General features: G+C 64.9%; 12 protein-coding genes. 5 read left to right on the forward strand and 7 right to left on the reverse strand.

Annotation, left to right across the window (positions count from 1 at the left end):
• Positions 1-363 carry a DUF4870 family protein gene (locus GTP90_RS11765; protein ID WP_161083707.1) on the reverse strand — a complete coding sequence of 121 codons (363 nt, stop codon included), beginning with the start codon at positions 361-363 and terminating at the stop codon, positions 1-3.
• Positions 364-472: 109 nt separating this feature from the next.
• Between GTP90_RS11765 and GTP90_RS11770 the strand changes: the two genes are divergently transcribed.
• Positions 473-1,063, forward strand: coding sequence for a UdgX family uracil-DNA binding protein (locus tag GTP90_RS11770; RefSeq protein ID WP_161083708.1), 591 nt, complete (start codon positions 473-475; stop codon positions 1,061-1,063).
• Here the strand turns inward: GTP90_RS11770 and GTP90_RS11775 are convergent.
• Together GTP90_RS11775 and GTP90_RS11780 are read right to left on the reverse strand one after the other, a co-directional pair.
• Positions 1,030-1,920, reverse strand: a complete 891-nt coding sequence (locus GTP90_RS11775; protein ID WP_161083709.1) for an alpha/beta hydrolase family protein — start codon at positions 1,918-1,920, stop codon at positions 1,030-1,032. The genes GTP90_RS11770 and GTP90_RS11775 overlap by 34 nt on opposite strands.
• 10 nt (positions 1,921-1,930) lie before the next feature.
• The gene (locus GTP90_RS11780) at positions 1,931-2,899 is read right to left on the reverse strand and encodes an AraC family transcriptional regulator (protein WP_161083710.1); all 969 of its coding nucleotides are present in this window, start codon (positions 2,897-2,899) and stop codon (positions 1,931-1,933) included.
• Positions 2,900-2,975: 76 nt separating this feature from the next.
• Here GTP90_RS11780 and GTP90_RS11785 point away from each other — a divergent pair, with 76 nt between their 5' ends.
• The 3 genes from GTP90_RS11785 (at position 2,976) to GTP90_RS11795 (ending at position 5,401) form a co-directional block, all read left to right on the forward strand.
• Positions 2,976-3,452 carry a low molecular weight protein-tyrosine-phosphatase gene (locus tag GTP90_RS11785; protein ID WP_371875046.1) on the forward strand — a complete coding sequence of 159 codons (477 nt, stop codon included), beginning with the start codon at positions 2,976-2,978 and terminating at the stop codon, positions 3,450-3,452.
• Positions 3,453-3,535: 83 nt separating this feature from the next.
• Positions 3,536-4,939, forward strand: a complete 1,404-nt coding sequence (locus GTP90_RS11790; protein WP_161083711.1) for a serine hydrolase — start codon at positions 3,536-3,538, stop codon at positions 4,937-4,939.
• A gap of 9 nt (positions 4,940-4,948) precedes the next feature.
• Positions 4,949-5,401 (forward strand): nuclear transport factor 2 family protein, encoded by a 453-nt coding sequence (locus GTP90_RS11795; RefSeq protein ID WP_161083712.1) that lies wholly within the window; start codon positions 4,949-4,951, stop codon positions 5,399-5,401.
• Between the two features lie 27 nt (positions 5,402-5,428).
• Here GTP90_RS11795 and GTP90_RS11800 read toward each other — a convergent pair whose 3' ends face one another.
• Positions 5,429-5,713 carry a YciI family protein gene (locus GTP90_RS11800; protein ID WP_161083713.1) on the reverse strand — a complete coding sequence of 95 codons (285 nt, stop codon included), beginning with the start codon at positions 5,711-5,713 and terminating at the stop codon, positions 5,429-5,431.
• 238 nt (positions 5,714-5,951) lie between these two features.
• Between GTP90_RS11800 and GTP90_RS11805 the strand changes: the two genes are divergently transcribed.
• Positions 5,952-6,281, forward strand: coding sequence for a DUF3471 domain-containing protein (locus tag GTP90_RS11805; RefSeq protein WP_175048058.1), 330 nt, complete (start codon positions 5,952-5,954; stop codon positions 6,279-6,281).
• A gap of 16 nt (positions 6,282-6,297) precedes the next feature.
• On the opposite strand, the gene serB is transcribed toward GTP90_RS11805, so the two are convergent.
• The 3 genes from serB to GTP90_RS11820 all read right to left on the reverse strand — a co-directional run bounded on the left by serB (position 6,298) and on the right by GTP90_RS11820 (position 11,694).
• Positions 6,298-7,140 (reverse strand): phosphoserine phosphatase SerB, encoded by an 843-nt coding sequence (gene serB / locus GTP90_RS11810; RefSeq protein ID WP_161083714.1) that lies wholly within the window; start codon positions 7,138-7,140, stop codon positions 6,298-6,300.
• A gap of 71 nt (positions 7,141-7,211) precedes the next feature.
• Positions 7,212-10,664: a transcription-repair coupling factor gene (gene mfd, locus GTP90_RS11815; RefSeq protein ID WP_175048059.1), complete on the reverse strand. Its 3,453-nt coding sequence runs from the start codon at positions 10,662-10,664 to the stop codon at positions 7,212-7,214.
• A 91-nt stretch (positions 10,665-10,755) separates the two neighbouring features.
• On the reverse strand, positions 10,756-11,694 hold the full coding sequence (locus tag GTP90_RS11820; protein WP_161083716.1) for a 5'-nucleotidase: 939 nt from the start codon (positions 11,692-11,694) through the stop codon (positions 10,756-10,758).
• Positions 11,695-11,722 lie beyond the last annotated feature (28 nt).

Consider the following 11,722-nt stretch of genomic DNA (forward strand, 5'->3'; position numbering starts at 1 on the left):
TCAGTCGGCGGCGGGCTCGTTGCGGTTGAGCCGCTGCACGCCGCTGATCAGGCGATAGGCCTTCCACAGCCACGCGCCCAACCAGACCAGGTAGGCCAGCGGAATGCCGATGATAGTGACGAACAGCAGCGCGCCCACGACCACGAAGACCACGTACCACCAGAATGAACGGATCATCCAGCTGTGATGGCTGTAGACGAAGGTGCCGGTGGTGCCGGGCCGCTGCATGTAGTTGATCGCCAGCGGGATGACGGAAAACAGGCCGAGCGAAAACAGGAAGCTGACCGCATGGACGACATAAAGCCACCAGGCGGTGGTTTTGGCCGCGTCCAGACGGTCGTCGAGAACCAGTTCTTGCGACATGATCACTCCTTTGGTTGAGTAACGGTTTGCAGTATAGCCGCACTGCGGGTCACGCGGCGCGCGGCGCTGGCGTGCGCCCGAGGCGCCAGGTTTATTGTATAAAAAGCCCATGGATACAGTCCCAAACCATGAGCTGGACCAGTGCCGCCGGTGCGATCTCTGGGAGCACGCCACGCAAGCGGTGCCGGGTGTTGGCCCGTCGCGTGCGCGCATCATGCTGGTGGGCGAGCAGCCGGGCGATCAAGAGGATTTGCAAGGCTTGCCCTTCGTCGGGCCGGCCGGCGCGCTGCTTGATAAGGCCCTCGCGGAAGCTGGCGTGGACCGCGCCGGTGTTTACCTGACCAACGCCGTCAAGCACTTCAAGTGGGAGCTGCGCGGCAAACGGCGGCTGCACAAGACCCCGGCCCAAAAGGAAATCGCGGCCTGCCATCTGTGGCTGGAAGAGGAGCTGGCGCGCGTCAGGCCGGACGTTGTCGTGGCGTTGGGCGGCACGGCGCTGAAGTCGGTTTTGCAGGATGGGGGCGCGACGATGAAATCGTTCATGGGTGCGCCGTTCCAGCACGAAGGGCGCTGGGTGGTGGTGGTCTACCACCCATCCTTTGCGTTGCGGGCGAGGGACGAGGCCAGCCGGCGGCAGGCCTACCAGGTCATCGTCGACGGCTTGCGTCAGGCGCTGCGCTTGCTGGACAAGGTCCGCTGAAGGAACGCGGTCACGTCGGCAAACAGTTCCGGCTGAATATCAGTGCGGTCGAAGCCTGGCGGATCTTGCGAGGGTTTGAAGTTTGGCCGCGTCATCTCGGGCGGGAACTTGCTCATGAAGGCGAAGTGGCCGGCGCCCGCGATCTCGCGGTGCTCGACCAGCGCGGCATCGGCCACGCCGGCGATGATTTTTTCCGCATGTTCGGCCGGCGTGATGTCGTCCTTTTCGCCGGTGCGCATCAGTATCGGCACTTGCACCGCCTGCAGCGAACCGGGAATGAACCAGAACGTGGCGGGATTGAGCAGCACCAGCGCGCGCACGCGCGGGTCGGCCCGCACGGGCACGGGCACCGGCTGGCCGTCCTTGCTTTCGCGCGGGCCGGACCACGGCTGGCCGCCCGCCACCGCCAGCGCCGTGTAGCCGCCAATCGAATGACCGACGACGGCCACGCCGTTGCTGTCTATGTGGCCGCGCAAAACCGGGTCGGCCAGCGCCGCGTCGATGGCGAGCGTGATGTGGCGCGGGCGGTTGGCGAGGTTGGCGGCGGTGCCGGCCAGGCTGTTGTCGTGGCGCGTATTGCCCGTGTGCGCGGGCAGCGCCACCACAAAGCCGGCGAGCACCAGATGCCTGGCCATTTCGCGATAGGCCCACGGCGTGCCGGAGTTCCCGTGCGAGATGACCACCAGCGGATGCGCGCCGGCGGCCGGCGGCGCATCCCTGGCGACATCCAGCATGTATGGGCCGAAGTGTTCGGCCGTTTCGACGCCATCGGCGGGGTACAGCAACGCCAGCGGCACCATCGCGCCTTGCACCGCGTCGTCGATGTCGACCAGGCGACAGCCACATACATGCACCATGCCTTGCTCCTTACAGTGGACGAACGGGAATGCAGATGTCGCAGCATATGGCGCCGGTCTGCGGATTGATTGCCTGGTCGGGCCGGAACATTTCGAAGCAGGGGCGGTCGTCGCATTGCAGGCCGCTCGACGGCAGCCAGTTTCGTGTCATCCAGGTCCAGGCGTTGGCGATGTCGGCGGTCTGGCCTTCATAGTGGCCGACCGCATAGCGGCCGCCGGGCAGGGTGGTGATGTCGGCCGAGCCGGTGGCATTGAAGTTATCCGGCACGGTCACGCAGGCGTCGTAGCGGCATTTGTCGGCGGGCGTGACGGTCGGGTCGTCGTGGCCGATGCCGTAGCACAGCGCATTCCCCAGGCCATGCGATTGCATCCACGGCGCCACGACGCGGCCCCAGAAGGCGCCGATGTCAGGGCCGTAAGGGCCGATGTGGCGGTGGTAGGCAACGCGCGCGGCTGGCAAGTCGATCACTTTAACGTCCATATTGAAATCTCCTGATTGGTTGTTGGAGATGTCATCGTCGCCGATCACGGTTTGCGGCGTCTGATCGTACTTGCTTAACACCTGATCCAGATTGCTGTCCGCGCCCCGCGCGCCGCCCAAGGCCTGCGACGCCAGCCGCGCGCGCGTGTCGCGCCGCCACTCGGTCGGCGTGCAGCCGAACTTGAGTTTGAAGGCGCGCGCGAACGCTTCGCCGGAGCCGAAGCCGGTGGCCAGCGCCGTTTCCAGCACCGACTCGGGCGGCGTGCAGCTCAGGCGAAAGGCCGCCTTTTCCAGCCGGCGCCTGCGCGCGTAGTCGCCCAGCGTTTCGCCCATCCAGGATTGGAAGATGCGGTGGAAGTGAAAGCGCGAGAAATTGGCGACGTCGGCCAGCTGCGCCAGTTCGAGAGGCTGGTCCATGTGGGCGTCGATGTAGTTCAGCACGCGGTTCATGCGGCGCGCGTATTCCGCGCGGGGTGACTGGTCGTTGGGGAGGCTCATTTATTTTGCCGGCGCGCCGGCGGCTGCGAAGTAAAGTCGATAAAATACAATCATGTTGATTATATAAGGAGCCGGCGTGGCTGCGAAAACTTCGGTGCTGTTTGTCTGCATGGGCAATATCTGCCGCTCACCCACGGCGGAGGGCGTGTTCCGCCACCGCGCCGCTGCGGCCGGCCTGGCGGACCGCTTCGTCATCGATTCGGCCGGCACGCATGGTTACCACGTCGGCGAACCGCCGGATGCGCGTTCGATGGAGCATGCGGCCAATCGCGGCTATGACTTGTCGGCGCAGCGTTCGCGCAAGGTGGCGGCCTCCGACTTTGAAAACTTCGATCACGTGCTGGCGATGGACCACGACAATCTGCGCCTGCTGGAAGCGGCGTGCCCGCCGCAGCACCGGCACAAGCTGGGATTGTTCATGGCGCACGCCAGCCGCAGTCCTTCCGACGTGGTGCCCGATCCGTACTATGGCGGCGGGCGCGGTTTCGACCTGGTGCTGGACTATATCGAAGACGCCTCCGATGGCCTGATCGCCGCCCTGAAGATGAAATAAAGCGATTGCAAAAAAAATAAGTTGATGGCAGCATACGGCGGTCGATCGCCACTTGAGAGCGATCCTCAACGGGAGAGAAAAATATGTCGCAACATCGCAAGTGGATGCTGTCCGCGGGGTTCGCCACGGCCGTGCTGTTCGGCGGGCCGGTACAGGCGCAGGACCTGAAGCGCATGGAGGCGTTGGTCGACATGGCTGTCGCCAACGACCATTTTTCCGGCACGGTGCTGGTGGCCAAAGGCGACCGGGTCTTGCTGGACAAGGGCTACGGCTCCGCCAACCTTGAATGGAACATCCCCAACGCGCCCAGCACCAAGTTCCGGCTCGGCTCCGTGACCAAGCAGTTCACCGCCGCCGGCGTGCTGCTGTTGCAGGAGCGCGGCAAGCTCAATGTGGCCGATCCGGTCAGCAAATATATCAGCGACCTGCCTGCCGCGTGGAGCAAGATCACCATCTTCCAGCTGCTTAACCACACGTCCGGCATCCCCAATTTCACGGCGGCGAAGGAATACGAATCGATCGAGCCGTTCTCCAAGAAGCCGATGGAAGTGGTGGCGCTGGTGAAGGACAAGCCACTGGAGTTCGAGTCCGGCTCCCGCTTCAACTACAGCAACACCGGCTACGTGCTGCTGGGCGCCTTGATCGAGAAGGTCAGCGGCGAGCGCTACGACGCCTTCCTGCGCAAGAATATCTTCGACCCGCTCGGCATGAAGGACAGCGGCTACGACTGGAACGCCACCGTGCTGCCGAACCGCGCCGCCGGTTATGCGCGTGGCAAGGACGGCGTGACCAACGCCAGCTACATCAACATGAGCGTGCCGCAGGGCGCCGGCGCCTTGTATTCGACCACCGGCGATTTGCTGCGCTGGCAGCGCGCGCTGTATGAGGGCAAGCTGCTGTCGCCGGCCTCGCTGGAGGCGATGACGACGCCCTACCAATCCGGCTATGGTTTCGGCCTGGGCATCCAGCAGAAGGATGGCGCCAAGGAGGTTGGCCACGGCGGCGGTATTCCGGGCTTCGCCACCGAGGTGCATTACCGCATGGGCGACAAGATTAGCGTGATCGTGCTCAGTAACTTCCAGGGCAGCCAGCTGGAAGCGCTGACCGCCGGCCTGACCGCCACCGCGCGCGGCGCGGCGTACGTGCTGCCTTCCGAACGCAAGGACATCGCCTTGTCGGCGGAGCAGATGGCCGCCATCGCCGGCACCTACACCATGCCGGATGGCCGCCGCCTGTGGCTGCGCACCAGTAATGGCGGCATGACGACGCAGCTGCAAGGGCAGGATCCGCTGCCGATCTACGCCGAGTCGGCGGACAAGCTATTCCTGCGCAAGATCGATGCGCAGCTGGAGCTCAATCGCGATGCGGCTGGCAAGGTGGAGGCGGTGACGCTGATGCAGGGCGGCCGCAATATGCGCCTGCCGCGCGTTGCCGAAGTCGCGCCGGCGCCAACCAACGCGGACGCCCCGGCGCCTGCGCCACACTGAGGAGACGATATGAAATTCAAGTCCGTTTTACTGGCGACCATCGCCCTGGCTTCGGTGCAGCTGCATGCGCAGGAAGCCGCGCCGCAGCAGCAGTTGCTGAAACTGGTGCAGACCTACACCGCGGCGCAGCGCGATTTCGAGCCGTCGAAGATCGACGCCATCGTCACCCGCGATTTCTACGAGGTCTCCCCGATCGGCGAGGTGGACCCGCGCGAGAAGGTGCTGGGCTTCTACCTGCCGGCCAACAAGCGCGAGGCGCCGATGATGGAGGTGACCGAGCCGACGATCCAGGTGTTCGGCAACACCGGCACCATCCTCGTCAAGCTGAGTGGCACCGCGACAGTCAATGCGGAGAAGCGGAGCTTCGCCTTCCGCGCCGGCTATGTCGCGGTGAACGAAGGCGGCAAGTGGAAGCTGGCGTCGGCGCAGTACACCGGCATCCGTCCCCCGAAGCCTCAGTGAGCGGAAACTCTTCAGCCGGGTAGTGCGCTACTCGCGCGGCAGCTCGCGTATCTCGACGCTGCCGCCGGCTTCGTAGTCCGGATTGCCGGCCAGGTAGCGCTTGGCTTCGTCGATGCTGGCGGCCCGCACATGCAGGAAGCCGGTGACGGCCAGCCCGGCCGGCTGGTCGGCGTCGCCTTTCCTGAGCCGCACGCCGGCGCCGATCGAGCTGCCGCCGTCGAAATGCCCGCTCTGGCGCAGGCCGGCGATGTAGCCGTCCCAGTCGCCGCCGCCCGGCGCATCGTTCAGCATCAGGATGATGTAGTCGTTCATGTCCTCTCCCTCCGAAGTGTGGCGGCGGATGCCGGCCCGCTCAGCGCGAATGCCGATGTTAGCATTTTAGTTAGCCTTTGTGTTCGGCCGCGCCTTCATGCCCGCAAAACGACCGTTCGTCCGGCGGCGGGCACCGCCTGTCGGATGGTCCGTGCAAAAGGTGGTTTTCTTGTCTAGAGTGATCGTATTGCCATCCACTTTGTGAGCGATGGCGATATCGACCGGGATGGGACATATCATGCGTACTTTTGTATGGGCTTTGATGCTGGGCTGCTGCATGGCCGGCGCCGCCGGCGCCGCCGAGAAACCGCTGCGCGAGACTGACTTGCAAGAGTTCAGGGGCCAGTACGACCTGGCCGATGGCCGCACGCTGACCGTCACGCAGCATCGCAAAAAGCTGTATGCCCAAATGAACGGCGGCCCGGAGGTGGAGCTGGAGCCGGCGGGCAAGGGCGTGTTCATGACGCGCTGGGGTGGGCTGCGCGTGGAATTCGACCAACGCGACAACGGCAACGTCGCCGGCGTGCGCCTGTCGGGGCCCGAGCAGGTGGCGCGCCGGAAGGACTGAGCCGGCGCTTGGGGGATCAGGTCAGCAGCGGAATGATGCCGTCCAGGCCGACGAAGTTGAGCGCGACGTTGGCCTGTTCGCGCACCACCGGCTTGGCGCGGAACGCCACCGACATGCCGGAGATGCTCATCATCTTCAAGTCGTTGGCGCCGTCGCCCATGACGATGGCTTGCGATGGCTCGATGCCCAGCTCCGCGCACACGCGTTCCACGGTGCGCTTCTTTTCTTCCGCATCGACGATGCCGCCGACCACGCGGCCGGTCAGCCTGCCGTCGAGGATTTCCAGTTCGTTGGCGTGGGTGTAGTCCAGCCCCAGGCGCTCTTTCAGGCGCGAGGTGAAGAAGGTGAAGCCGCCCGATACCAGCAGCGTCTTCAGGCCGGCCTGACGCACCGCCTTGAGCATCGCCTCGGCGCCCAGCGATAGCCGCAGGCGTTCGTCGTACACGCGCTCCAGCGCCGATGCTTCCAGTCCTTCCAGCAGCGCCACGCGGCGCTTCAGGCTTTCGGAGAAATCAAGCTCGCCGCGCATCGCCGCCTCGGTGATCTCGGACACTTGCGGCTTGAGACCCTGCATGTCGGCGATTTCGTCGATGCACTCGATGGTGATCAGCGTGGAGTCCATGTCCATGGCGACCAGCTTGAACTCGCTCATCTTGTGCACGCCGATGGAGTAGGTGGCGTCCAGCTGGGCCGCCTGCGCCGCCACTTCGATGGTCTGGCGCAGCGCCGGCGAGAAGGTGATGCCTTCGCAGCGCAGCGCGCGTTCGTTTAACCAGGTGATGTTTGTCGGCGCCGTCAGCGCCGCGATGCGCTCCAGCCTGGCCTTGCAGTCGTCCAACCCTTGCAGCACGAGATTCATAGTATTTTTGGCAGTCTTCATAAATGCGGATAGCGTTTTTTGGGCTAAGCGCCCAAGTTACGTGTTAAGGCTCATGCGGTCAACTGTTTGATGGCGCCTTTGATCTGGGCCACACGCGCCGCCAGGTCGGGCATGGCGGCGGTGATCTTCAGTTTGTCCTGGCCATTGAGCTTGATCTGGCGGTTCTTCTGGATCAGCTCAATGATGCGCATCGGGTCGATCGGCGGCTTGGCCATGAACTGCAAGGTCGCGGCCTCGCCATGGGCGTCGATCTTGACGATGCCCACGGTCTTGGCGGCGATGCGCAGGCGGTGGGTCTCGATCAGGGCCTTGACGGGGTCCGGCAGCTTGCCGAAACGGTCGATCATTTCCTCCTGCATGTCGTCGATCTTGTCCTGGACGTTGCAGTTGGCCATGCGCTTGTAAATAGATAGCCGTTCGTGCACATCGCCGCAGAAATCCGCCGGCAGCAGCGCCGGAACGTGCAGGTTGATCTCGGTGGTGGTGGCCAGCGGCGCAGCCAGGTCCGGCTCCTTGCCGGCCTTGAGCGAGCGCACCGCTTCGTTGAGCATGTCCGAGTACAGCTGGAAGCCGATCTCGGTCATCTCGCCGGACTGGTTGTCGCCCAGGACTTCGCCGGCGCCGCGGATCTCCAGGTCGTGCATGGCGAGATAGAAGCCGCTGCCCAGTTCTTCCATCTGCTGGATGGCGTCCAGGCGGCGCTGCGCCTGTTTGGTCAGCGATTGCAGGTCGTGCACCAGCAGGTAGGCGTACGCCTGGTGGTGCGAACGGCCGACACGCCCGCGCAGCTGGTGCAGCTGCGCCAGGCCGAACTTGTCGGCGCGGTGCATGATGATGGTGTTCGCGGTCGGCACGTCGATGCCGGTCTCGATGATGGTGGTGCACAGCAGGATGTTGTAGCGCTGCGCCACGAAGTCGCGCATCACCTTTTCCAGGTCGCGCTCGTGCATCTGGCCGTGCGCCACGGCGATGCGCGCCTCCGGCAGCAGCTCGGTCAGCATCGCCATGCGGTTCTGGATGGTCTCGACCTCGTTGTGCAGGAAGTAGACCTGGCCGCCGCGCTTCAATTCACGCAGGCAGGCCTCGCGGATGATCGACTCGCCCTCGCTGCGCACGAAGGTCTTGATCGCCAGGCGCTTTTGCGGCGCGGTGGCGATCACCGAGAAGTCGCGCAGGCCTTCCAGCGCCATGCCCAGCGTGCGCGGGATCGGCGTGGCGGTCAGCGTCAGCACGTCCACTTCGGCGCGCAGCGATTTCAGGGCTTCCTTCTGGCGCACGCCGAAACGGTGTTCCTCGTCGATGATGACCAGGCCGAGGCGGGTGAACTTGACGTCGTCCGACAGCAGCTTGTGCGTGCCGATGATGATGTCCAGCGTGCCGTCGGCCATGCCCTTGATCGCCTGCGCGATCTCCTTGCCGGTGCGGAAGCGCGACATTTCGGCGATGCGCACGGGCCAGTCGGCGAAGCGGTCGGCGAAGGTCTGCGCGTGCTGCTCGGCCAGCAGCGTGGTCGGCGCCAGGATCGCCACCTGCTTGCCGCCCATGACGGCGATGAAGGCCGCGCGCAGCGCCACTTCGGTCTTGCCGAAGCCGACGTCGCCGCACACCAGCCGGTCCATCGGTTTGCCGGAGGTCATGTCCTTGATGACGTTGTTGATCGCTTCCTGCTGGTCCGGCGTTTCGTCGAAGCCGAAGCTGTCGGCGAAGCGCTCGTAGTCGTGCGCCGAGTATTCGAACGAGTGGCCCTGGCGCAGCGCGCGGCGGGCGTACAGGTTGAGTAGTTCGGCGGCGGTGTCGCGCACCTGCTCGGCGGCCTTGCGCTTGGCTTTTTCCCATGCGCCGGAGCCCAGCGCGTGTAGCGGCGCGTCGTCCGGCGAGGCGCCGGAGTAGCGCGAGATCACGTGCAGCTGCGATACCGGCACATACAGCTTGGTGTCCTTGGCGTATTCCAGGTGCAGGAATTCGGTTTCGCCTTCGCCCAGGTCCATGCTGGTCAGGCCCATGTAGCGCCCGATGCCGTGGTTGATGTGGACCACCGGATCGCCGATCTTCAGCTCCGACAGGTCGCGCACCATCGATTCGACCTGCGTGACGGCTTCCTGCTTCTTGGTGCCGACGCGGCGGCCGGAGCCTGCATACAGCTCGGTCTCGGTAATGAAAATCAGGTTCTCGCCCGGCGTCGACAGCTCGAAGCCGGCGTGTAGCGGCGCCACGCCCAGCATCAGCTTCGCGTCGGAGGTGGCGAAGCCCTCGTAGCCTTCGACCGGCGTCAGCGCCAGGTCGTATTCGGTGAAGTACTGCTGCAGCGTTTCGCGGCGGCCGTTGGTCTCGGCGCAGATCATCACGCGGCGGCCCGCCTGCAGCAGGTAGGCGCGCAGGTTGGTCAGCGGGTCGTCGTTGTGTCGGTTGACGGCGATGTTGGGCACCGGCGCGGACAGCTCCGAGGCGCCTTCGCTGGCGTCCCTGGAAATCACCAGCCGGCCGTACGGCTTGGCCAGTGTGAAGAACTGCTCGTCCGACAGGAACAGCGCTTCGGGCGCCAGGATGGGGCGGTCGCGGTCGGACTTGAGGAAGCGGTAGCGCGAGCCGGTGTCGGTCCAGAAGCGCTTGATGGCGGCGTCGATGTCGCCCACCAGGGCAAGCGCCGCGCCTTGCGGCAGGTAGTCGAACAGCGTGGCCGTCTCTTCGAAGAACAGCGGCAGGTAGTACTCGATGCCGGCCGAGGCGATGCCGCTCTTGATGTCCTTGTACACCACCGAGCGCGAAGGATCGCCTTCGAACTGCTCGCGCCAGCGGTTGCGGAAGGTGGTGCGCGCCGCTTCGTCCATCGGGAACTCGCGGCCGGGCAGCAGGCGTACCTCGTTGACCGGGTACAGCGAGCGCTGGGTGTCGGCGTCGAAGGTGCGGATGGTTTCGATGGTGTCGCCGAACAGGTCGAGCCGGTAGGGCAGGGCGGAACCCATCGGGAACAGGTCGATCAGGCCACCGCGCACCGAATACTCGCCCGGCGACATCACCTGCGCCACGTGGGTGTAGCCGGCCAGCGTCAGTTGCGACTTCAGGCGCGCCTCGTCGAGCGACTCGCCTTTTTTGAAGAAGAAGGTGTAGGCCGCCAGGAAGGACGGCGGCGCCATGCGCACCAGCGCGGTGGTGGCCGGGACCAGCATCACGTCGCACTGGCCGCTGGAGATCTCGTGCAGCGTGGCCAGGCGCTCGGACACCAGGTCCTGGTGCGGCGAGAAGGCGTCGTAGGGCAGGGTTTCCCAGTCCGGCAGCAGGTGGCAGCGCAGCTGGTCGCCGCCGAACCACGGAATCTCGTCGAGCAGGCGTTGGCCGTCGCTGGCGTTGGCGACGATCACGGCCAGCATCTGGCCTTTGGATTTGAGTTCAAGCGCGGTGAGCGCCAACGCGTAGGCGTCCGACGAGCCATGCAGCGCAGGCAGGGCGAAGCGGGTGCCGGGTTTTGGTAGGGAGTTTTTTAAGACCAGGGACACAACACACATTCAACGGTTAATGGGACCTCGACGCACCGCCGGAGGGGCAATGCCGCTGCCGACATTATAGACGAAGCCCCGCGTGCCCGCCGCCTCGCGCTCACGCCGGCTTGGTCGGCCGGTTCGCTATGCCGAAGGGCACATGGACCATCGGTATATTGCCGCCGGCAGACTTCAGGTGGCTGAGCTGGTCGTCGAAGAAGATATGCGGCTTGAAGATGCCCAGCACCCGCGCCTTTTCCATGCCGCCGAGGAAAAACGTCTCGTTGGCCGATACGCCCCAGCTTTTGAGCGTGGTGACCACCCGCTCGTGCGACGGCGCGCTGCGGGCCGTGATGATGGCGATGCGCAGGATGCGCTTGTACGACGGATCGCGGCGCTGGGCGCGCTCCTCCAGGCGCTGCATCAGCGACAGCTTCTGGAACAGGTCGGCCAGCGGGCCGGGCTGGTGCGGGATGGCGACCCGTTCGCGCTCGTGCGCGTGGAACTCGTCGACGTCGTTGTTGCGCTTGAAGACGGTCTCGGATTCGTCGTCGGCGATCACGCCGTCGAAGTCGAAGGCGACCCTCAATTCCTCGTCGTCATCGTCCTCGGTGCGCGAGGGCAGCACCAGGCCGGCCGGATAGTTGGCCTCCAGCGCGTTGCGGACGTCCTCTTCGTTGGCGCTCAGGAACAGGGAGGTATTGAAGGCCGGCAGGTAGCTGTACGGCGATTTGCCGGTGACGAAGCAGGCGCGCGAGATGTCCAGCCCGTAGTGGGCGATGGAATTCATCACCCGCAGCCCGGTTTCCGGCGAGTTGCGCGACATCAGCACCACTTCCACCGGCGACGACTGCGCGTAGTGCTTGTTGATATTGAGGAAGCGCCGGATGAAGGGGAAGGCCACGCCCTTGCCCAGGATGACGTCGATATGCTGCTCCTGGTACTTGCGGTACTCCTCGGCGCCGCCTTCCAGGTAGATCTTGTGCGATTCGGTCAGGTCAAACAGCGCGCTGGAGGCGATGCCGATCACCAGTTTGTGCTCGATAGGATAGGCCATGGTCTTGTCTGTGGATTGCAATTAGCAT

This window comes from Duganella vulcania, from assembly GCF_009857655.1.
Taxonomy (GTDB): domain Bacteria; phylum Pseudomonadota; class Gammaproteobacteria; order Burkholderiales; family Burkholderiaceae_D; genus Rugamonas; species Rugamonas vulcania.

Coding starts and splice junctions, on each gene's coding strand:
- GTP90_RS11765 (WP_161083707.1), bottom strand. CDS start 363: ATGTCGCAAGAACTGGTTCTCGACGACCGTCTGGACGCGGCCAAAACC.
- GTP90_RS11770 (WP_161083708.1), top strand. CDS start 473: ATGGATACAGTCCCAAACCATGAGCTGGACCAGTGCCGCCGGTGCGAT.
- GTP90_RS11775 (WP_161083709.1), bottom strand. CDS start 1,920: ATGGTGCATGTATGTGGCTGTCGCCTGGTCGACATCGACGACGCGGTG.
- GTP90_RS11780 (WP_161083710.1), bottom strand. CDS start 2,899: ATGAGCCTCCCCAACGACCAGTCACCCCGCGCGGAATACGCGCGCCGC.
- GTP90_RS11790 (WP_161083711.1), top strand. CDS start 3,536: ATGTCGCAACATCGCAAGTGGATGCTGTCCGCGGGGTTCGCCACGGCC.
- GTP90_RS11795 (WP_161083712.1), top strand. CDS start 4,949: ATGAAATTCAAGTCCGTTTTACTGGCGACCATCGCCCTGGCTTCGGTG.
- GTP90_RS11800 (WP_161083713.1), bottom strand. CDS start 5,713: ATGAACGACTACATCATCCTGATGCTGAACGATGCGCCGGGCGGCGGC.
- GTP90_RS11805 (WP_175048058.1), top strand. CDS start 5,952: ATGCGTACTTTTGTATGGGCTTTGATGCTGGGCTGCTGCATGGCCGGC.
- serB (WP_161083714.1), bottom strand. CDS start 7,140: ATGAATCTCGTGCTGCAAGGGTTGGACGACTGCAAGGCCAGGCTGGAG.
- mfd (WP_175048059.1), bottom strand. CDS start 10,664: ATGTGTGTTGTGTCCCTGGTCTTAAAAAACTCCCTACCAAAACCCGGC.
- GTP90_RS11820 (WP_161083716.1), bottom strand. CDS start 11,694: ATGGCCTATCCTATCGAGCACAAACTGGTGATCGGCATCGCCTCCAGC.